Origin of the sequence: Fictibacillus sp. 23RED33, from assembly GCF_015903925.1 — a bacterium.
In the GTDB taxonomy this organism is placed as follows: domain Bacteria; phylum Bacillota; class Bacilli; order Bacillales; family Fictibacillaceae; genus Fictibacillus; species Fictibacillus phosphorivorans.
The window spans coordinates 1,334,552-1,357,160 of the sequence record NZ_JACZDX010000001.1 but is presented as its reverse complement, the minus strand read 5'-3'; the positions used below and the strand labels follow the sequence as shown (position 1 = coordinate 1,357,160).

Genomic DNA, 22,609 nt, shown 5'->3' with positions numbered 1-22,609 from the left:
GAAACAATATATAATTTAGATTAAAACGATCTCAAATTGAGAATGATTGGTTGTGACAAGGCATGGAAATCAGACAATTACAGTATTTTATTGAAGTTGCAGAACGAGAACATGTTTCGGAAGCAGCGATTGCTTTGCATGTTGCGCAATCTGCAGTAAGTCGACAGATCGCAAATTTAGAATCCGAATTAGGCGTAGAGTTGTTTGAAAGAGAAGGTCGAAATATTAAACTCTCTCCTGTTGGGAAGTTATTCTTAATTCATGCAAAAACTGCAATGAAAGCGATAGACCATGCAAAAAAACAAATTGATGAGTACTTAGATCCCGAAAGAGGGACGATTAAGATTGGATTCCCTACTAGTCTTGCAGGACACCTTCTGCCAACAGTCGTTTCAGCCTTTAAACGGGAACATCCCAATATCGCCTTCCATTTAAGGCAAGGGTCTTACAGATTTCTTACAGAAAGTGTTAAGAGCGGTGATATTGATCTCGCTTTTTTAGGACCAGTACCTACAAACGATCCTGATTTGGAAGGACATATTCTTTTTACAGAAAGAATATCAGCACTATTACCCGAACAGCACCTTTTAGCCGAAAAACGAAGTTTATTATTGAGCGATTTACGAAATGATGAATTTGTTCTATTTCCGGATGGGTATATTTTACGAGATGTAGTAGTTAATGCTTGCAAAGAATCAGGCTTCGTTCCTAAGATCGCATGTGAGGGTGAAGATCTAGATGCGATAAAAGGGCTAGTTACAGCTGGTATGGGTGTTACCCTTTTACCCGATAGTTCCTTTTATGAAACGAAACCACGTTATACAGTGAAGATACCGATTGACATACCAGATGTAAAACGCACGGTGGGAATCATTACGCCTCGCAGTCGTGAACTAGCTCCTGCTGAACAAGTGTTCTTTGAATTTGTGATTAAGTTCTTCTCTGTTTTAGAGCAATATCAATAGATTTATGCTATATCTAGAAGTTGAGAATTAGAGCTTAGTTTCTCTTAATAAATAAAAAAGTTATCACAAAAAGCTTGGCAAAAAAGTGCCAAGCTTTTTCTAAATCTTATTCTTTTAACATCAACTAGCTACATGAGATTGACTGTTTTCTTTTCTAATGTTTCGAATGTTGATGCGAATTAGCAGCGAGATGGCAAGCGCTACAACAAAGGCACCTGTAAAGATATACAGAGTCAAGGAATAACTGTTAGTAGATTCACGTATCCACGAAACAACTAAAGGACCTACTAGTCCTGCCGCTGCCCATGCGGTTAAAATATAGCCATGAATGGCCCCAAGCTGCTTCGTGCCAAACAGATCACCAATATATGCTGGTATGGAAGCAAAACCTCCACCATAACAGGTAAGGATTAAATATAGAAGTAACTGAAATAAAAAGGCATTCGTAACATTCGGTAAAAGAACGAACGCTACCGTTTGTATCAAGAAAAACGTGGTGTAAACGTTCGGGCGACCGATATAATCTGAAATCGACGCCCAACCAATTCTGCCAAAACCGTTAAACAACCCCATGATTCCAACCATCGTGGCTGCTGAGGCAGCACTTAGATTTGCAATATCTTGTGCCATTGGAGATGCTACAGAAATAATGGCGATACCACATGTAACATTTATGAATAACATTCCCCATAAAGCCCAAAAACGAATCGTCTTAACCGCTTCATTAGCAGTTAACTGCGCAAGATCTTTTGAGTTACTTTCTTCTTTCTTACTATTTTCGTTCATGCCTTGTGGCTGCCAATCTTTTGGAGGGGGTGTAAGATATAATGAAGAAAGAAACATGATTGTAAAATAAACAGCACCTAATAAGTAGAAGGTATTCGAAATTCCTATACCTGATATCAGCCTTGCGATAACAGGACTAGCAATAAGTGATGCAAAACCAAACCCCATAATCGCAAGACCTGTTGCTAATCCTCTCCGATCAGGAAACCATTTTACAAGTGAAGAGACAGGTGTAATATAGCCAATGCCAAGTCCTATCCCACCTAAGGCACCGTAAAAAAAGTAGAGCAGATAAATCGAATTTATTTGATCAGAAAAGCCTGAACCTAATAGACCGGCACCAAAACAAACTGAGGCTATGATACCAGATTTACGAGGTCCATGCCGTTCAACAAAATGCCCCATAAAAGCAGCTGATAATCCTAGAAACAAGATTGCGATACTAAATGTTAAAGAGATTTCACTTAGCCCCCAATTGTGTTTTTCTCGGAGTGGATTTGTGAATACACTCCATGAATAGACAGACCCGATCGATATGTGAATACCTACAGCAGCTGCAGCAATCAACCAACGGTTTTTTACTTTTTTAGCCATCCGTTCTACTCCTCTACACGTTTTATTCTAAGGTTTTCTCCTTGCTCTGATTCACTCGTTTTTCAGGTGTGTCTCCTGTTGTTTTTTCATAGTGTTCTGTTTCTTGGCCCATGCCTTTTAAGAACTGCATGAGAATGGTAACTGCTTTGTTGATCTCTGGATCTTTTAGGGAACGTACTAAATCGAAGTAGCTTGTTTTTTCATCCGTATCTTTGTATTCAGCCACTCGGGCAATCCCTGCATCAATTTTTAATAGGAAAGGTTCAAGCTGCTTTACATTGATCATACCTAAAGTTCCTAAGAGCAAGAGAAGATTCTTTAGTGTGTTTGTGTTCTCAGGCTTGTCCATCGCTTTCACAGCAATATCCATCACCTTATCACCTTGTCCGAACAAACCATTTAAAAGAGGGAGAATTCCTTTTTCGTTCATATGGTTCATGATCTCTAGTGTTTGCAGAATCGCGGTCTTGTTCTGAATAAGAGCATCTTCTACTTCTCGGAGGTCATTAGAACGTTTCTCTTCAGCTGTTATCGTTTGTTTTTGAACGTTTTTAATCGCTTTAGCCATGTTGGTTTCTCTCCTTTTTCACAGCATCGCCTGGGAAAATATAATCCTTTCTTGCCCATTTCTTCTCTAGGTTAACTCCTACTTGAGGTTGTGGGTTTCCATACCTGAAATTTGTTTTTGGCAACGGATTCACACCCTCTTCCATCAAGATCTCAAGTTTTGCACTTGTCTCTTTGTATGCGGGTGTATCTGTATCTTTATCTGAATAACTGCTCGTAAGTAGATTAATAGCCGCTTCTCCGCTATCGTTCATAGGAAGATATACTTCTTTACCTTTAACACGATCCGTTATTAAACAATGCACTTTTACATTTCCATACGGTGAAGATAATCTTACTAGTGTCCCATCCTTTATTCCTCGATCTTCAGCTAGTTCAGGTGAGATCTCAAGAAAAGTGTTAGGCGTCTTGGATGTAATGCCTTCTGACTGATATGTCATATTTCCCTCATGAAAATGTTCTAAAAGGCGTCCATTGTTAACATGAATATCATATTCTTCACCAAATTCTACTGGTTCTGTCCAATTTACTGGAAAAAGTCGCGCTTTCTTATCTTCAAACGGAAATCCATCTTTGAAAAGAATAGGTGTATCTGTTCCGTCCTCAGCCACTGGCCATTGAAGGCTTTTGTACCCTTCTAATCTTTCATAGGATACTCCGGCAAATAGCGGCGCTAGTTGAGCAGCTTCTTCCATAATGTCACTCGGATGTTTGTAATCCCATCCAGCTCCAAGTCGATTTGCAATATCACGGATTATCTCCCAATCTGGTTTAGAATCTCCAAGTGGCTCTAGCACCTGATACAATCGTTGTATTCTTCTCTCCGTGTTTGTAAAAGTACCTTCTTTTTCGAGACTTGGACTTGCTGGGAGAACAACGTCAGCAAACTGAGCAGTTCTTGTAAGAAATAAATCTTGAACCACAAAAAAATCTAGTTTCTCATAAGCAGCATGAACATGGTTTATGTTTGAGTCAACGATTCCCATGTCTTCTCCCTTTAAATACATCGCTTTTACATGGCCATCATGGATGCCTTGTACCATTTCATGATTATTAAGACCAGGATCTTCTGGAATCTTTACACCCCACGCATTCTCATACTTTTCTCTTACCTTGATGTCTGCCACTTTCTCATATGATGGAAAACGATCTGGCATGCTACCGAAGTCACTGGCTCCTTGAACATTGTTATGTCCCCGTAATGGATAAGAGCCTACACCTTCTCGTCCATAGTTTCCTGTTACTAAAAGTAAATTGGATATGGCGGTACTCGTATCACTTCCACCCGTATGTTGAGTAACTCCCATTGCCCAGAGAACACAAACACTTTTTGATTCTGAAATGGTTTTCGCTAACTGGATAAGGATATCTCCAGAAAGTCCTGTTACTCTTTCTGCATATTTTAATGTGAATTTTTCAAGGTTTTCTCTAAACTCATCTAATCCATTCACATGGTTTTGCAAAAAATCATGATCTGCTAATCCTTCATCCAAAATATACTTCGTAACGGCAGAGAGCCACACGAGATCCGAACCAGCCTTTGGCTGAATAAATAGGTCAGCACGCTCAGCTATCTCATGCTTCCGAAGGTCAGCAACGATTAGTTTTTTGCTGTGTAGTTTATGTGATCGCTTAACACGCGTCGCCAAGACGGGATGAGATTCTGATGTGTTCGAGCCGATCACGATAACAAGCTCTGACTTTTCAATATCCTTAATAGACCCCGAATCCCCACCATGACCTACAGTTCGAAATAGTCCCATAGTGGCAGGAGTCTGACAATAACGCGAACAGTTATCGATATTATTTGTTCCTATAACACTACGTGCCAACTTTTGCATCAAATAGGATTCTTCATTCGTACATTTAGATGAACTAATAAACGTTAATGCTTGCGCGCCATTCTTATCCTTAATCTCAGTAAATTTAGAAGCGATTAAGTTATACGCTTCGTCCCAAGTGGCTTCCCTAAACACATCACCTTCACGAATTAAAGGTTTGGTCAATCGTTCTTCACTGTTAACGAAATCCCAACCAAATTTTCCTTTAATACACGTGGATATCCCGTTTGCTGGTGCATCAATCTGTGGATCTACTTTTAATATTTCTCTTCCTTTTGTCCACACATCAAAACTGCATCCCACGCCGCAGTAAGTGCAAACAGTTTTTGTTTTCTTTATTCTTTGTTCTCTCATCGCAGCTTCCATATCGGAGATAGCCAGTATGGATCCATAACCCGTCTCAACGCCTTTTGTGATCTCAATCATCGGACGGAGTGTCTCTCGATTAATTCCCGTCATATAACCCGTTTCACCCTCCATGCCTTTTTCCATCATGGCATTACATGGGCAAACTGTAGAGCAGTGACCACATGATACACATGAAGATTCATTGATTGGTACATCTTTGTCCCAAATGACTCTTGGCCGCTCTCGTTCCCAATCTATTGTGAGTGTCTCTGTTACTTGTACATCTTGACAAGCTTCTACACATCGCCCGCACAATATGCATTGATCAGGATCGTACCTATAAAATGGGTTTGAGTTATCTACTTCATATGGCTTATGTTCAAAAGGAATGCTCTGGTGGTTGATCTTCATTTCTTTAACCGTGTTATGTACTTCACAACCGCCATTGTTATAATCACAAACTGTACAATATAACTCATGATTAAAAAGAATTCTATCCATTCCGATCACTTGAGCTTCTCTTACCTCATCAGAATTTGTATCAATGTCATCTCCGTTATTAACTGTCGTGGAACACGCTCTAACAAACTCACCATTCACTTTAACGATACATGTATCACAGGTTTCAATTGGTCCTAGGCTCGGATGATAACAAACATGAGGGATTTGATCTGGAGATCCATCTAGCAGATTTAATACGGTTTCTCCACTACTAGCACTTCTTTTTGTTCCGTTTATTTTAATCGTAAAATCTTTCAAATGACCATCACCCTTTCCTAAGATAAACATACAAAATATTCTGATATCTCAAACATCCGTTTCCCTAATCGTTATATCCTTAAACAAATGCTTTTTTTCATTCCTTGACAGATAAAGAGACACTCTTTATGAGTGCCTCCTTGTTTAGTCATCTAAATCAATCTCAATAAGATCATAAGAAGTAAAAATCCCTAATGGCTTTTCATTCTCACTTCCATTTAAAGTAATAATGATTGCCTCAAGCTTTTTCCCTTCCTTATGGATGCTTTCAAAAATCTCTTCAGCTTTAAATATACTAGAAGTTTTAGAAATAAAAGCAACCAGCTGTTTTTGCTCATTGTCTGCAATATCTGATATTCTTGCATTGTTTAGATCGATTACTTGATCGGCAAGCCGGTCAGTTAACCAATTCAATAAGTATGTAGCCGTTAAAAGCCAAAGGTACTCTCCTTTTTCATTATAAATAGGAAAACGTGAATACGATGTTTTTCTAATACAGCTTAAAACATCTTCAAGACGGTCACTTTCTTTAAAATGATGGACCTTTTTTGTTGCAATGTTCAGCGCTGTTTCAGGTTTCATAAAATAACCTGCTATTTTTTCGATTCTCTCTACGATCTCTAAATGAGGTTCAGCAATGTAAAAATCATGATCAACTTTTTCATGGACTATAGCATTTCTAAGCTTCGCGAACTGACCCAGCTCATTATAAAAAGATCTGATAAGAGAATGCTTTTTCATTCCTGTTTCCACCAGGTTTTTAAACCGATCATCTTTCGTATCTTTAACTTTGTCGATTAAACATTTGTGTATCTGGTTAAAGGCGATCTCAAAGCGTTCTGAAAGACTATTTTCTGTATTAGATTTTATATGAGTTACGTTCATAGATCGATCTCTCCTTCTATCTATCAATACCATTTTACTACCCAATTTTTTAACTACTTGAAACTAAAATTTCTAGTGAATATGTAAAGTTATGGAGAGTGCTCATGCTAACATTTTGTTAATCCTTTAAATAGTTTTGAGCAGAATAAAAACGAACCCAGAATGGATTCGTTTGTTAATATTATTCACTTTCAGGAAAACGAGGTAACGGGTCGTTAAACTCACCCCAATCTTCGTTATTCATTTCAGAGTCAGTTAATAAGCAATGATCTAACTGTTCTAACAGTTGTTCTTTGTTATAATCAATTCCTATAAACACTAGTTCAGTAATTCGATCACCATATTCTTCATCCCAGTTTGGATTATGACTCTTTTCTTCTTCTACTATTTCTTCTTGTTCTTCTTTCTTCAGTGCTGCCACCCATTGACCTGCTGGCTGGAAGATAATACTCGTACCTGCTTGACTTAACAAAATTGCCCAATCGTTTCGAGAGGCTACCCAAATAAATCCTTTTGCTCGAACAATTTCAGCTGGCCAATTCTCTAAAAAAGTAAAAAGTCTTGCTGGGTGAAAAGGTCTTTTCTTTCGGTATACAAAAGAAGAGATACCGTACTCATCTGTTTCTGGAATATGCTCTGTTTCAAGCTCTTTCATCCATCCTGCTGATTCACTTGCCTTCTCGAAATCAAAAAGACCTGTAGATAGAATGTCTTTCGGATCTATTTTACCGAATTCTGTTTCAATTAGTTTTGCTTGTGGTTGTAATTTTTTCAATACTCTTTTGAGTTCTTCTCGGTCCTCTTTCTCCAATAGATCACACTTATTTAAAACTAAAACATCACAAAATTCTATCTGATCAATTATCAGATCTACCACTTCTCTCGTATCGGTCTCATCTAATGCTGCTTGTCGATCCCATAAGCTTTCTCCGGATGCAAAATCGTTCCAGAATCGATTTCCATCAACTACTGTTACCATCGTATCTAACTTGCATAAAGAAGCAAGATCTACACCTGATTCTTCATCTAGATAAGTGAAAGTTTGTGCTACTGGAATCGGCTCACTTATACCAGTTGATTCTATGAGAATATAATCAATTTCACCGTTTTTTACGATTCTTTCTACTTCTATCAGTAGATCCTCTCTTAGGGTGCAGCAAATACAGCCATTTGTCATCTCTACGAGTTTTTCTTCTGTTCTAGATAACTGCGTCTCATTTTTTATCAATGCAGCATCAATATTGATCTCACTCATGTCATTAACGATAACAGCAACTTTTAATCCGTCTCTATTTGATAAGACATGGTTCATTAATGTAGTTTTACCTGCTCCTAAAAATCCACTCAACACGGTGACTGGAACTCGTTTTGTCAGTGTATGTAACATGTATTAAAAACTCCTTTTAAATCGTAATGATTACGATTAATATCGTAAATCAGGTTACAAAACAAGTCAAGGCTTAAATGCTTACGTTCTTATTTTTCTCATGTTTATGAATAAAAAAGCACACAAAAAAAAGACGTGTGTTCACTACGATACACGTCTTTTTCTTAAAAATCATTCCATTCAATTTTTCCGCATTTGTTTTCTGGATCAAGTTCAATAGCAAAATTATGCTTCTCATAAAAATGGATAAGCCGCTCTACATGTCCCCAATCTCTTTTTGCAATATCGCCTTTGATTGTTGGAATATTCTTATCTAATGCCGTCTCTTTCAAATAATGCATACAGATTGAGCCGTAACCTTTGTTAGCAGGTCCTTTAATATCACCAATATGCAGAGTGTTTTCATCTTCATAAACTGCATCAATTGAAAAGTCCCATCCATCATACCTTGATTCACAGTCATTAATCATAATTTTACATTGATCCAATTGTTCAGATTTATATACGATCACAAGGTTATCGTCCTTTGTTTGATCCACACCGATCACATCATAACTTTTAGCAATTTGCTTCATATCGTTCTGCATACGCAATAATTGTAACTCGAGTTCGTTGCGATCGAGTTTTGTTTCTTTGTCTTGTTCTTGTCCAAGCAATAGCATTTAATCTAATCTCTCCCCTACAACAAGCTGAAACACACAGTTTCTCATTGTACTAGAGGTGAATAGATATTTCAAATGTATTTTATTACCACTTAGGCTCGATTAAATAAAATTCTGTTTGCCTGCCTGTAAAAAATTGCATTTTTCCTTCTATAAAACAAACCGTCTCTTCTAGATAGATTGGAACAGCTTTGTTCCATTCAGGTATGAAATGTCTAATGTTAAATTCTAGTGCATAGCATGTGTTATTCTCAATCCTTAGCTCTCCCCGAACAGGAATATATTCTTGTTTATCATACAGTCCGATAATCGGTCCTGCTCCATGACAATGATAGCCGATCGGATGTGAATAAAGCATGGCGTCCATATGATTTAGTTTTGCTTTTTTTAGTACACTTAAAAAAACTTCATTACCCGTCATTCCTACTTTACTTTCTTCAAAGAAAAAATCTTCAAATTTGTTCGCCTCACTTAATGCGTTTATTAGCCCTGCAGGAGGTTCTTTTTCGTTATCTGTAAGAACATAAGCTAATTGTTGTGTATCTGTGCAAAGACCTAGATATTCAATGCCAAAGTCAAGATGTAGAATATCGCCTGGACGTATAACGTCTTCCAATCTGTCTGAAGATCCATCTTTTCTTTGAATATCTACAGTAGGATAGAAGGATGTTTTCAACCCTAAGTCTCTAACGTATTGTCTGATCCACCCAACTATTTCCTTTGTTGAGGTTACATGAGGTTTGATTAGTTCGTTCGTAAACGTTTGTTTCACAATTTCTTTTGTTATGCCTTCTAATGTTTTATACGAATTAAGTTCAGACTCTGTCCTTGTTTGAAACCAGTCAATTGCAATGGATTCAGATGACATCAGTTTTTCTTTATGTCGCTTCCCTAAGACTTTCACTAATTCCTCATAATTTGAGTTACTTAATCCATCACAAAAAGCATAATGCAATGAAGTATTAATTGCTATGGATTCAGGGTCGTATTTATCAACCAATCGTTTTAAACCGGTAAAAGAGTCTTCACTATCTCTCAGTGGGAAGCATGAGTAATAAGGTTCGAAGTTTTTGTTTGAAGAGATAACAAACCGTTTAATTTCGTCAGAATGGATATCCTTAACAAATGCTAGTATGGTTAGTCTTCTTGAACTATCGATCGCAGATGGAAAGAAAGTCTTCCCTAGTGGATCTTCCTTGTATTCTTTGCCGATTGTTACCCACATATCAACGTTATGCTTCTTCATTAAAAAAGGCAATAAATGCTCTAGCCTTTCAAAAAGCCACTGATCCATAATCTTTTCTTGTTCTGATAATGATAGAATTTGATTTGCATTTTGTTCTGTATGTAATGTCACATTAATCTCTCCTTGTTCTGCTATATGCTTATCTTTCTCTTTCAATGTTTAAAGTCCTTCGAGGTCTTGTTTCCTTTTTTTTGCATATGAATAAAAGGACAACGTGTACAAGGAGATGCACTCATCGTATGAATATATTTTTTAGAGGAGTATTGCTGCTTGCTGCTGCTGCATTAGTTGGTGAAAGTCTAGAATTCATTGTGAACATGGTGTTAGCAAGAGAACTAGGTGAATTAGGACTCGGGCATTATATGTCGATCTTTCCAACCGTCATCTTAATCATTATTGTAGCGAGTTTGGAATTACCGATCTCCATTTCAAAGTTCGTTGCAGAAAAAGAGGAGAAACAACACTATAGCATGTTGAAACATGCTACAAAGATGACGATATTGTTGACTGTAGCTATGATTGTGCTCGCTTTAGTGATCCTGCCTTTCATACCCGTATTCAATAGTTATCATCCTTTAGTTAGATGGCTTATGGTCATATTAATCCCTTTAATCTCCCTAACATCTATTGCTAGAGGGTTCTTTATGGGTAAACAACAGATGGGCAAACTGGCATTCTCAAACTTATTTCGAAAATTGGCTCAGCTCATCTTATTAACAGGCATCTATCAATTGTTCTCGTTTGATAATGAAACGGCAATCCTTATAGCCCTAGCAACTTTTGTAGGCAGTGAACTCATCGTTTTCGTCTATCTCTTCACGGCTTATTTAATTCAATACAAAAGAATGCAAAATCACAACAATGAACATCTTTCATCAAACGAAGTGACTAGGAGCCTTATGGCTGTAACCATTCCTACTACTGGCTTACGTCTGTTTCATGCTGTTACAAACGCCATACAGCCGTTTTTGATCAAATATTCACTGTCACTTGCAGGGTTTTCAGGAGTTGCCGCAACAGAAGAGTTTGGTTTATTGGCAGGAGTAGCAATATCAATTGGCTTCTTCCCAGCATTTATTGCTCACTCTCTTTTAGTTGTCTTAATACCCACAGTTTCAGAAGCTACGGCTAAAAAAGATGTAGAAAAATTAAAAAGCCTTCTTATTCGTGTAATGGGCATAACTGCATTATACGGTTTTCCAGCTGTTGCAATCTTCTTAATGTTTTCAGAAAAACTTACCTTAATGTTCTTTCATTCCCAATCCGCAGCTACGTATTTAGAATTGTTATGGCCAAGTTTTTTATTTACTTTTTTCCTAATACCTCTCCAAGCTTATTTGATCGGTCTAGGCTTAATTACAACAGCATTTGTTCAGTCGGTTTGGTCAACAACGTTAGCGTTTGTTCTTATGTACATGTTAGGGTCACAACCATCATTAGGGATGCATGGCATCATCATTGGTATGAATGCAGGTTCCGTGCTATTGATGCTTCTTCATTACTTCTCTGTATGTAAAGCGATCGGAATCAACACGTGGTTAAGTGCACGAAATAACTATCAAGATTAAAAAAGCGCTTAAGCGGGATATGTTTCTCGCTTAAGCGCTTTAGTCTTAACTACACACTTGTTGAAATGGTTTGTGCTAAATAAGCCTGAACACAGTACTGTGATTGTTCTTGTTTTTTGAAGATCCATTGTGAAGGTATTCGAGAACGAAGAAAATCGAGTTGTTCATCTGAGAGGTTCATGTCTATACCAGATTCATTCATTAAAAAGTCGTCGTTTTCTTCCAGTTTATATTTGGTCTGCAATAAGTTCAACAACCCCCTAATTGTTATAAATTTAAAGGTATAACCCGATGTAATCGCAGAAACAACAGTTTCCCGGTTTTGTTCTGCAAACTCAAAAAAGAAAGTCCAGCTTGATTCTTCTTTCCCAACATGCCGGAGTGCTTCGTAATCCTTAGTTTCAATCACTTCTAGTAGTCTTTCCCCCGAAACACCACCTGCTAATGCTGACTCCATCAACAAACCTACCGGCATCGATAACTTAACCATTCGTAACTCTCCCTCTAAAGTTCCTATTTCATTGCTGTTTCTCCATTTTTTCTAGTGACAGCTCTCCAAATTATAAAGATCAAAAGTAAAATAGCTAGTGAAAAACTCGTATAAGTGAGAACGTCTATCTCACCCTTATGTCTAACACCTATTCCGATATAAGCCCAAACAAAGACGAGCGGATAAATGATATCTTTGTTTTGAATCGTAAAAAAGATCGCCAATCCCGTACCAACAATAAGCATGATCACTGTCCAAGTAACAGATGAAAGTCCAAAACCATTCCAACCGCCATACTTTAACACGACCGCTGTATTTACGATTGTTGCCACACTGATCCATCCTAGATAGACCGAGAATGGAAGTCGAACGAACGAAGACTTGTTATCTTGATTTTGGATCTTCGTATAGATCATGATGAGTGACAATAAGAGACCGATCATCACAATCCAAGATAAACCTAGAAATTCATAATGCCAAACAAATATCCATGTACAATTTAAGATACAGTTCAAAACGAACCATAAGCCGATGCTTCTATACACGGTCTCATTTCTGTTCTTAGGCAGCACTTGAATGATCACCCAGATCGTTAATAGCAAATATATGAGTCCCCATATGGAAAATACATAACCTGCTGGAGTGATCAACACATTGTACTTTGCTGATAACTCTCCGGTTGTTCTTCCATTCAAAGGTAATGTATTGGCCAAATAATTAACAAAGATTACTGCGGCGAGTGCTGCGATATTCAGAAAAGCTCTAATTGTTGCTGACATGAAGGTTCCCTCCTTTGGATATATAGTTTCATATATACCCAAATTAGAGTGGAATTATGAGGAAAAGGCAATCTTAGTTAGATTACCTTACCATCCTTAACTGCTAAATGCTTGTGTCCCAATATCCGCTTCACGTTTAAACAACCTGCTGTATACGCCATTATCAGACTTCAGCAACTCATCATGAACTCCGTCCTCGATCATTACTCCGTTTTCTATGACAATAATTCGATTGGCAGCTAAGACGGTTGAAAGTCTATGGGAAATAATAATGAGCGTTTGTTTTGATTTTCTTTTATTGATCGCTTCGTTGACTTGTACTTCTGTGATGGGATCTAAGGCAGAGCTCGCTTCATCAAGAACTAAAATAGACGCATCTTTTACAAGAGCTCTTGCTAATGAAAGCCTTTGCTTCTGTCCTCCTGATAATAGACTCCCTCTTTCTCCAACTAGCGTGTTGAGTCCATCCGGAAGAGTAAGTAAGAATTCACCGAGACCGCTGTCTTCGAGTGCACTTATCAATTCATCATCAGTTGCTTCAGGATTGGCGATTCGTAAGTTATCAGCTAAAGAACCATTTCGAAGCTGTACATCTTGTGAAACGATCGCAACTTGTGAGCGAAACCACCCTGCATCAATTTTTGATACGTTTTTTCCGTCAATAAAGATGGCCCCACTCTCAGGCTCATACAATCGCAGTAATAGATCTACAACAGTCGATTTACCAGATCCGCTCGGCCCTACAAGTGCTACTGCTTCTCCGGGTTTTACGGAAAATGATAACCCTTTTAAAACTTTATCGTCTTTTTCAGGATAACCGAATGCTATATCCCTAAATTCAATTTCCCCTTCAATTTGTTGTGGAATGAATCCTTTTTCTGTTTCAGCACTTGATACTTCTTGGCTGAGTAAAAGTTCAGAGCGATCTAATGCAGGACCGGTCCTTCTTACTGAAAGCCAGTTTCTTAACATTCTCTGCATCTCATTAGCAGCAATTGCCACAAGACCTGCAGCAGTAAGCATCTGACCAGCTGTTAATTTATCGTTCCAGATTAAGTATGCGCTAAGACCATAAACGACTGCTAAGGCAAGTCCATTGTAGCTTCCGATTACCACTATGGATTGCATCCTTGCTTTTAATTCATGACGAGATTCTTTTATGAATGATTTTCTAATCTCAGCAACACTTGAAACCTCACCTTCGGAAACGCCTAAAACCCGTGAAAGATGGATACCGGTTACAGACTCACGAAGTCTCTCAAGATAACGAGAAGCTTCTTTTCTGGCATTCGCCGAAGATTGTCGTGTGCGTTGACCGACAGCGTTTGATGTTAAATAAAAGATAACACCTAACACAACACTCGTAATCATTAAATAAGGATGAATCCACAAAAGTACGATGCTGTATAAAATAACACCTTGTACAGATGCCATAAAGGTTGACCCTTCCCAAGCCAAGAAATTATGGAGTGTATCCGGATCATCAGAAACACGAGCCATCATCTCACCAGATTGGTTGTTTTGATAAAAGGAAAAAGGTAAGTTCTGAAGATGTTTAAACAGTCTTAACTTTTGCCAGTTCGTTACGGTCTTCGCGACCTGGTGACAAAAATACTCATCGATAACCATCAGGATTAAATCAGCAACTGCCGCAAAGATCAATAGCCACATCAATCCCCATAATAGTTGATTGGACTCACCTGGTAGAATTTTATCCACAAGCCAACCGAGTGCAAGCGTCGGAATTAGCGCGGAAAATACTTGAGATATAGCGATAACAAGCGCATCAGCAAATACCCATTTTTTATGTGGTTTTAAAAAGGCTAGAACGCGTCTGCCATCTCGATTCTTTTGTTTCAAATTCGTTTGGCTCATATCGCTCTCTCCTTTTCTAATTCACTGTATTGCGCCATATAAAGTTCGTAATATTGTCCTCGCTCTGCAAGAAGTTCATCATGAGTACCCGATTCTGCTACTACACCTTTGTCTAGGAGTACGATTCTATCTGCATCCCTAACGGTGATCAGCCGGTGTGCAATCGTAATTGTCGTTCTGCCTGGTATGAGTTCATCAAGAGCAGACTGAACGCGTTCTTCTGTTTCCCCATCGAGTGAAGAAGTTGCTTCATCAAAGATTAATAGAGCAGGATGACGAAGAATAGCTCTTGCAAGAGCAACGCGTTGTCTTTGTCCACCAGAAAGCTTAAGTCCACGCTCACCAACGATTGTTTCATAGCCTTCTGGTAAGGCTGCTACAAAATCTGTAAGTCCTGAAGCATCACATGCCGCATCTAAATCGGCTTGTGTTGCATCTTTTCTTCCATATAATAAGTTCATCCTTAATGTGTTGTTAAGAAGAAACGTTTCCTGAGAGACGACTCCTACTTGCTGACGAAAAGAATTTCTGTTGAACTCAAACAGGTTTTGTTGGTCGATTTCAATAGAACCTGCTTCGGGTTCATAAAGACCAAGCAGCAATTGAATAAGTGTTGATTTTCCACCGCCGCTCGTACCAACGATTCCAATATGTTGCCCAGCTTTCATATTCAGTGAAACGCCTTTTAACACATATTCTTCTTTACCTGGATAACGAAACCAAAGATTATCAACATCAATATCCCCACGAATCGGTTGCATGTTTGGTAGGTCATCTTCATGTTCTTTAGGTAAGTCAAAATATTCATAGATTCGTTGAAGAGCAGGGATAGCCTGCTGAATGATCAATGCGTTCTCAGCGAGTGAACGAATGGGAAAAAACATCGTAGGAATAAACCCTAAACAAGCAACAAGTGTTCCAACCGAAATGGTATTATTCCAGACCGCCATTCCTCCAACAAGCATTACTACTCCGGGTGTAGCAATATTGAATAGATTACCAAGACGCCAGTTTACTTTTCCGATCAAAGCAGCACGTATGGAATAATCCTTCCAATCTGTTAGCTTTTTATCTTGTGTATGTATTTCTCTTTCTTGTGTTTGAAAAGTACGAACTAGTCTTGTTGATTCGATGCTTTCTTGAAGGTGGTGATAAATATCTGCACGCATATCCCTCTGAACAGCACTCATTTTTCTCATAGTCGTTCCGAGTTTAAAGGATGGGTACAGATAGATAGCGAATACACAGAACATAACGATAGCTACTGGCCAGTAAAGAGCAAACACTGCAATAAAGGCCGCGACCGCACTCACTACTTGTTGTACGAATCGAGGTACGACCGTATTATTTAAGTTCTGTACAGCTTCTACGTCGTGAGTGAGACGATATAGCATATCTCCACGAGGTGTAGTCGTAAAGAATGACATCGGTGTTCTATGCAACCGTCCAAATGCACGCATCTGCATATCTGTGATAACATCTAAACCGATCTGAATTTGAATAAATTCTTGTAAGGATTCAAATATCACCTTAAATAAAAACGAGAAAAGAACCCCTGCGACTAACCAACCGATCATATCCGTCATCTCATTCGGCAGAATTTCATCAACAAGCTTTCCTGCTAGTATGGGTGGGATTACCGTAAAGGCGCCACCGATCAACGAACAGATAAAAGCAAGAAGAAGTCCCCTCCAATAAGGCTTAAAGTGCTTTAAAGTTTCTCTTAAAAGCTTCATATTCATTTCCCCCTATCGCTTTCAAGCACTTTATTTTATACTAAATTCATAAAATTTTCATTATTTTTACTTGTTATTTTTTTGAAAATATAAGAATAAATTCATTTACATTTATTTAGCACTATATTAAACATGTAGGTTTTTTATACAAATTTAGTGTTCAACCAAACTAAAAAATGACTTATTAAAAGCAAAACGCACTTTAATAAGTCATTCTTGTTCGTTTATTGTAGTTCTACACGTTTGAGAGGTTTTTTCGCTGGCCCTTCAACGACTGAACCATCGTATGAAAAACGCGAACCATGACAAGGACAATCCCATGTTCGATCACCGCTGTTCCACTCTGTCTCACAACCAAGATGTGTACAAGTCGTATCTACGATATGAAGTTCTCCGTTTTGATCTCGATAAGCCCCACATCTCTCTCCGTCAACCGTTACGGCACAACCTTCATTTTTATTTAAACTTCTTGGATGTTTTGACGGTTTGTCTAACTTCCCAGAAACAAAATGCTTAGCAACATCTGCGTTTTCCTTGATAAACTGTTTAATATCAGAGGGATCAGCTTGAAATCTTTGGGGCTTGTAGAGTTCAGCAAATGCATTCTCCCTACCCAAGATATGATCTCTAATGATTAAAGCAGCAAGTGTGCCTGTCGTCATTCCCCACTTTTTGTAACCTGTAGCCACAAGAATGTGATCATGCTTATGCGTAAGCTTTCCGATGAACGGTATTTTATCTAGTGTGATTAAATCCTGAGCAGACCAGCGATAAAGTACACTATCTAAGTTTAACGATTTTTTTGCTTCCTTTAATAAAGCCTCATAGTGCTGATGAGTCGGGATTCCTTGTCCAGTCTGATGACTTTCTCCACTAAGCAGTACGATCTTTTCTCCATCTTGTAAGATAGACCGATAGGAAAATGAGGTTTGATCTACTCCCATATACATCCCATTTGAAAATGTATCTTGTGTTTTTACAGCCAATACATATGAACGCTCTGCCATCATTCTTGTAAAATAAAAACCCAATCCATCAAAAAACGGAAAATGTGTACAACAAGCTACAAAGTCGGCAGTAATTTTGTGTCCGTTACTTGTTTGCACAACAGCTTTTTTGTGTTTCTCTTCTATAATATCTGTTGCTGTCGTGTTTTCGTACACCTCAACACCTAGCGACTCCATTTCTTGTAATAACGCTGCTAAATATTTTACAGGGTGAAAATGCGCTTGATTTCTCATAACAAGTGCTTTTTTATGCGGTATGTTAAATGGAATTTGTTCGACCAACTCACCATCGATCTCTAACTGTTGATAAGCATCAGCTTCTTTGTTAAGCTTTTTGATTCCTTCGTCTGTGTTGGCGTAAAGATAAGCATCATGTTTTTCTAAGTTACAATGAATATTGTTTTGTTTAACAAGATTCTCAATAAACTGTTTAGCTTGTTCATTTGATTCATAATACTGACGTGCTCTTTCTAACCCTATATGTGAAATAAGGTGATCATAGATAACATCATGTTGAGAAGTGATCTTTGCTGTTGTATGACCAGTTGTTCCATTAATTACTTTACCTGCCTCAATCAGTGTAACCTTTTTGCCTTCTTTCGCTAGAAGATAAGCTGTAGTAATACCGCTTATCCCCGCTCCTACAACCACTACTTCCGTTTGATTATCTTCATTCAATACAGAGTATGTAGGTAGATTTAATAGCTGCCTCCAAATCGGTTCTGGAAACTGCGGCATGTTATTTTCATAGTTACTCATAAGATCCCTCCTGTTTAGACACGTTTTCTCACCATTATTCCCCATACATTGAAAGAACAATCAGTAGAAAACGAATAAAAGAAGGCTCTTTTTAAAAGACTATTTTCGAATATCTTGAAGCTTTTGGAAGTAGTCGATTTCGTTCCAGGTTGCTCGCTTTCCACGGGGCAGGCGGTGAGGCACATTCGTACGTTTCACGTATAAGTGTCTCACCTGTCTAGTTGCAGTGGCTAGCCCCTCGAGGTCACGTCCCTTGAACGAAAACCAACACTATAAAACCAACAAAATATAACCAAAAAGAAACAGGCTATTTAAAATAACCTGTATATCAGTAGAATAGTTACATTCAAATGTCTAACCGCTTTTCAAGTGCATAATCAAAATTTCCACTATAACTCTCTAGGGTTCCCTCTTCTAACCAGATGGTACGTTCAAAGAGTTTGTTCATAAAGTATCGATCGTGTGAGACTGATAGAATCGTTCCATTAAACTCTTCTAGTGCTAGTTCTAAGGCTTCACGTGAATCAATATCTAAATGGTTTGTCGGTTCATCGAGTATTAAGAAATTAAATCCTTCATAAACAAGCTGTGCAAGTCTGAGTCGTGTTCGTTCTCCACCGCTAAGTTCATTTCCTTTTTTATAAACGGATGCGCCGTAAAACAAAAACTTTGCTAAGTGATGCCGAGCTTCTCCTTCTTCCATCGGTACTTTTTCTCTGAAGATATCAAGTACGGATTGAGTTGATTCAGCAATAAGGCCTTTTTGAGAAAGGTAACCGATTGAAACGGACGGTCCAAGCTTTATCGTGCCGCTGCAGTTTTCAAGAGTTTGCAAGGTCTCTAGCAGTGTTGTTTTTCCAGAACCGTTTTTACCAACGAGGGCTACTTTCTCACCATATCGTATCTGCAATTCGAGATTACTTAATATGGAGCGACCTTCGATTTCTTTACTAAGCCCTTTAATTACCGCTACATCTTGGCCACTTCTTTTGTTTACTGAAAATTCGAAAGCTGCTTTTTTACGTTCCAGTTTGGGGCGTTTCATACTCTGTATTCGATGAAGGGCTTTCTCCATGTTCCTCGCTCTTTTGAAGAATTTTTCATTTCCTGAACGTGCTCCCCAATCTCTTAGTTGTTTGATCGACTCTTTAATCTTTTTAACTTTCTTTTGCTGTTCTTCATATTTCTCAAATTCTAGAAGAAGGTTATTCTCTTTTTCTTTGAGAAAACCTGAGTAACTTTGATGATATAAGGTACATTCACCATCTTCTATATCAATCGTCTTTGATGTAACTCTATCTAAGAAGTAGCGATCATGACTGATAATAATAACGGAACCTTTATATTTTTGAAGATAATTTTCTAACCAATTCATTGTTTCGATGTCAAGATGATTGGTAGGTTCGTCTAAGAGTAAAAGCTCAGGCTCTTTTAATAACAAACAAGCTAGACCCACCTTCGTTTGTTCTCCTCCACTTAGTTGTTTAAAAAGGTGTTGAGAGAGTTGAGTTAGACCTAAACCAGCCAAAACGCCATTTATCTTCGACTCAATCGCATAACCACCAAGCTCTTCAAATTCTTCTTGCAGTCTGTAGAGCTTATTCAGATTTTTGTCTAATCGGTGTGTTTGATCTGGATCACTTAACAATGCATTAACATGTTGAATTTTAAGTTCGATCTCATTGATTTCTTGAAAGGCTGCAGAAACCACATCATATACCCTCATATTCTCCGTATGCTCAGGAAGTTGTTCTAAATATCCGATTTCTGCATCCTTCCTGATGGCTATAGAACCTGAGTCCGGATGGTCAATCCCGCTTAGCAGCTTAAACAGAGTCGTTTTTCCTGAACCATTTTGTCCGACTATACCTACTCGGTCTTGTTCGTGAATTTCAAAAGATATGTTTTTTAGTATCTCATTTCCGCCATACATTTTCTTAACTTTATGAACAGTGCATATAATCATTTCATTTTCTCCTTTTAATCCAATGCCACTGCCCTTTTTTGTATACAAAAAAACCATGAGCAACATACATGCCCATGGTTACTAACAATAAAAAAAGGATAGGGTAAGGTTACTTTGTGATGTACTTTAATGTTTTAACTGAAAATGGACAGACTCCGCCAATTTTAGAAAATACATAAGTAATTGCACGGAAAACAACCAACCAGTTAAACATTTGTACACCTTTAAGCATGCCTTACACCTCCTTTTAAAAATTTATTAAATATTCTAGTAATAGTATATGGTATTATTGCTTAATATGCAATTAGTAATAAAGTTGAGTAAAAAGAAAGGTTATTTGCTTTTTTTGTCGAAATAGTTTTAAATATTTATATTATTCTGAAAAGGGTGTGTCTTATGAAAGTAAAATCCAACTATCTAACTAAATCTAAAGTAACTTATGTAACAGAGAACATGTCAATCAGCGAAGCTCGATATACTATTATCCAATCAGGGTATCGCTGCATACCCGTTTTGGATGAATCAGAACAAAAATTTGTAGGTCTTCTTTTTAAAGAGACTACTTCTGATTATATTATTGATAATGTTGGATCAGTGAAAGACCATGTTAGTAGAATTGTAGAGGAGAAAGACGCTTTTATTCATGAGAATACAGCTTATTTCAAAGTGCTCTTCACAATTAGACGCTTACCTTTTATGGCTGTGGTCGATGATGATCATAACTTCTTAGGAATCATTACTCACTCAAAAGTAATGGATATACTAGAAGATTCTTATGGCATTAAGAAAGGTGGTTATTCTTTAACGGTTTCAACCACAGAAGGAAAAGGTTCGTTAAGAAAGCTATTTACAGCTATTCATGAAGAATACAATATCGAAGGTGTTTTTACCCAAGACGCGGGTAAGCAATTTCTTCGCAGAGTTGTTATCACTTTCAATGAAAGTGTATCGCGTGAAGAGATCGATGAACTTGTTCACCGAGTAGAAGCGAATGGATTCAAGGTGGCAGACATTGAAGATCTAAGAACATTTTCAAGTGTTCAATAATACAAAAAAAACGTTCCCTTTTCATGACTGGGAACGTTTTTTCTTTACTTTGTAAGATCATTCAGTTGTTCAAAGAATGAAGGATACGAAACAGCTATTGCTTCACTGTTTGCAAGCGTTGTTTCACCTTCTGCGATACAAGCGGCCACACTTAACATCATTCCGATTCTGTGATCACCGTAGCTTTGTACAGATGCTCCATGTAATGAAGACTTACCCTGGATGATCATACCATCTTCTGTTGCTTCAATATCTGCACCCATTTTCTTAAGCTCGTTCACTACGGTCTCAATTCGGTCTGTTTCTTTAACTCGAAGTTCATGTGCATCTTTTATAATCGTCGTTCCTTCCGCTTGTGTTGCGGCTAGAGCTATGATTGGAATTTCATCGATCAGTCGAGGAATAAGATCGCCTTCAATAATCGTTCCTTTTAAGGCAGAGCTTTTGATGACTAAATCTCCAAAAGGTTCTGAAGCTTCATCATTTTTATTTTGGTAGGCTATATCTGCCCCCATATTCTTCAGCACATCTAATATTCCAGTACGAGTTGGGTTTAACCCTACTTTTTTTAGTGTAATCTCACTGTTTGGAACGACCGCACCTGCCACTAAAAAGAAGGCAGCTGAAGAAATATCACCTGGTACTTCAATATGAGTTCCTTTTAACTTCTGGCCACCTGCGACCGAAACAGATAGATCATCCGTTTCGACTTCTACTCCAAACGCTTTTAGCATGCGTTCTGTATGGTCTCTCGATTTGAAGGGTTCTTTTACAGAAGTTGTTCCTTCTCCATCTAATCCTGCTAGAATAATAGCCGATTTTACTTGAGCACTAGCGATTGGAGAGGTGTAATGAATACCTCGTGTTTCGCCACCTTTAATGTGAAGTGGAACCTTGTTTCCTGAATCATTTCCATCAATCGTAGCTCCCATTTCTTTTAAAGGTTTGGTAACACGATTCATTGGTCTTTTTGCGATCGAATCATCACCTGTTAAGATCGATTCAAAAGGTGTGTTAGCAAGAATGCCTAGCATCAACCTAATCGTAGTACCCGAATTCCCTACGTACAAATCTTCTGAAGGTGGTGTTAATCCAGTAAGTCCTTTTCCTTCTACTGTTACTTTTTCACCTTCTTGTAGAATTGAAACGCCGAGTTTCTTGAAACAAGAAATAGTACTTAAGCAGTCTTCACCTGTTAAAAAACCATCAATTGTCGTCCGACCCTCTGCAATGGACCCAAACATGACTGCTCGATGTGAAATAGATTTGTCTCCAGGCACTTTAATAGATCCCTTTAGTCGTTGAATGGGTTGTAATTGTTTTGTCATAGAATAGTGCCTCC

18 protein-coding genes are annotated in these 22,609 nt (G+C 38.1%); 3 read left to right on the top strand and 15 right to left on the bottom strand.

Going from position 1 to position 22,609, the window contains the following annotated elements; genetic code table 11:
- The first annotated feature begins 62 nt into the window (after positions 1-62).
- Positions 63-965, top strand: a complete 903-nt coding sequence (locus IHV09_RS07055) for a LysR family transcriptional regulator (protein WP_197127924.1) — start codon at positions 63-65, stop codon at positions 963-965.
- A gap of 120 nt (positions 966-1,085) precedes the next feature.
- Here the strand turns inward: IHV09_RS07055 and IHV09_RS07050 are convergent, their stop codons facing one another.
- From IHV09_RS07050 to IHV09_RS22790, 7 genes are all read right to left on the bottom strand, one after another.
- A complete protein-coding gene (locus tag IHV09_RS07050; protein WP_197263942.1) occupies positions 1,086-2,345 on the bottom strand; it encodes an L-lactate MFS transporter in 1,260 nt (419 codons plus the stop codon).
- A 22-nt stretch (positions 2,346-2,367) separates the two neighbouring features.
- A complete protein-coding gene (locus IHV09_RS07045) occupies positions 2,368-2,913 on the bottom strand; it encodes a DUF1641 domain-containing protein (protein WP_197263941.1) in 546 nt (181 codons plus the stop codon).
- The gene (gene fdhF / locus IHV09_RS07040; RefSeq protein WP_197263940.1) at positions 2,906-5,890 is read right to left on the bottom strand and encodes a formate dehydrogenase subunit alpha; all 2,985 of its coding nucleotides are present in this window, start codon (positions 5,888-5,890) and stop codon (positions 2,906-2,908) included. The genes IHV09_RS07045 and fdhF overlap by 8 nt, the downstream gene beginning before the upstream one ends.
- Positions 5,891-6,004: 114 nt before the next feature.
- Entirely contained in the window at positions 6,005-6,745 is a 741-nt protein-coding gene (locus IHV09_RS07035; protein WP_197127920.1) for a CBS domain-containing protein, read from the bottom strand.
- 181 nt (positions 6,746-6,926) lie between these two features.
- Positions 6,927-8,132, bottom strand: a complete 1,206-nt coding sequence (locus IHV09_RS07030) for a GTP-binding protein (RefSeq protein WP_197263939.1) — start codon at positions 8,130-8,132, stop codon at positions 6,927-6,929.
- A 164-nt stretch (positions 8,133-8,296) separates the two neighbouring features.
- Positions 8,297-8,794 carry a hypothetical protein gene (locus IHV09_RS07025; RefSeq protein ID WP_197263938.1) on the bottom strand — a complete coding sequence of 166 codons (498 nt, stop codon included), beginning with the start codon at positions 8,792-8,794 and terminating at the stop codon, positions 8,297-8,299.
- 85 nt (positions 8,795-8,879) lie between these two features.
- Positions 8,880-10,151 carry a M24 family metallopeptidase gene (locus IHV09_RS22790; RefSeq protein WP_197263937.1) on the bottom strand — a complete coding sequence of 424 codons (1,272 nt, stop codon included), beginning with the start codon at positions 10,149-10,151 and terminating at the stop codon, positions 8,880-8,882.
- A gap of 128 nt (positions 10,152-10,279) precedes the next feature.
- Here IHV09_RS22790 and IHV09_RS07015 point away from each other — a divergent pair, with 128 nt between their 5' ends.
- Entirely contained in the window at positions 10,280-11,608 is a 1,329-nt protein-coding gene (locus tag IHV09_RS07015; RefSeq protein ID WP_197263936.1) for an oligosaccharide flippase family protein, read from the top strand.
- Positions 11,609-11,657: 49 nt separating this feature from the next.
- Here IHV09_RS07015 and IHV09_RS07010 read toward each other — a convergent pair whose 3' ends face one another.
- The 7 genes from IHV09_RS07010 to IHV09_RS22625 form a co-directional block, all read right to left on the bottom strand.
- Positions 11,658-12,098: a hypothetical protein gene (locus IHV09_RS07010; protein WP_197263935.1), complete on the bottom strand. Its 441-nt coding sequence runs from the start codon at positions 12,096-12,098 to the stop codon at positions 11,658-11,660.
- A gap of 23 nt (positions 12,099-12,121) precedes the next feature.
- Positions 12,122-12,877 (bottom strand): TspO/MBR family protein, encoded by a 756-nt coding sequence (locus tag IHV09_RS07005; RefSeq protein WP_197263934.1) that lies wholly within the window; start codon positions 12,875-12,877, stop codon positions 12,122-12,124.
- 96 nt (positions 12,878-12,973) lie between these two features.
- The gene (locus tag IHV09_RS07000) at positions 12,974-14,752 is read right to left on the bottom strand and encodes an ABC transporter ATP-binding protein (protein ID WP_197263933.1); all 1,779 of its coding nucleotides are present in this window, start codon (positions 14,750-14,752) and stop codon (positions 12,974-12,976) included.
- Entirely contained in the window at positions 14,749-16,488 is a 1,740-nt protein-coding gene (locus tag IHV09_RS06995; RefSeq protein ID WP_197263932.1) for an ABC transporter ATP-binding protein, read from the bottom strand. The genes IHV09_RS07000 and IHV09_RS06995 overlap by 4 nt, the downstream gene beginning before the upstream one ends.
- A gap of 224 nt (positions 16,489-16,712) precedes the next feature.
- On the bottom strand, positions 16,713-18,254 hold the full coding sequence (locus IHV09_RS06990; protein ID WP_197263931.1) for an FAD-dependent oxidoreductase: 1,542 nt from the start codon (positions 18,252-18,254) through the stop codon (positions 16,713-16,715).
- Positions 18,255-18,600: 346 nt separating this feature from the next.
- A complete protein-coding gene (abc-f, locus tag IHV09_RS06985; RefSeq protein WP_197263930.1) occupies positions 18,601-20,220 on the bottom strand; it encodes a ribosomal protection-like ABC-F family protein in 1,620 nt (539 codons plus the stop codon).
- 109 nt (positions 20,221-20,329) lie between these two features.
- On the bottom strand, positions 20,330-20,452 hold the full coding sequence (locus IHV09_RS22625; RefSeq protein WP_255520073.1) for a hypothetical protein: 123 nt from the start codon (positions 20,450-20,452) through the stop codon (positions 20,330-20,332).
- A 164-nt stretch (positions 20,453-20,616) separates the two neighbouring features.
- Here IHV09_RS22625 and cbpA point away from each other — a divergent pair, with 164 nt between their 5' ends.
- Positions 20,617-21,267, top strand: a complete 651-nt coding sequence (gene cbpA / locus IHV09_RS06980; protein ID WP_066394129.1) for a cyclic di-AMP binding protein CbpA — start codon at positions 20,617-20,619, stop codon at positions 21,265-21,267.
- A 44-nt stretch (positions 21,268-21,311) separates the two neighbouring features.
- Here the strand turns inward: cbpA and aroA are convergent, their stop codons facing one another.
- Entirely contained in the window at positions 21,312-22,595 is a 1,284-nt protein-coding gene (aroA, locus tag IHV09_RS06975; RefSeq protein WP_197127909.1) for a 3-phosphoshikimate 1-carboxyvinyltransferase, read from the bottom strand.
- Positions 22,596-22,609: the final 14 nt, after the last annotated feature.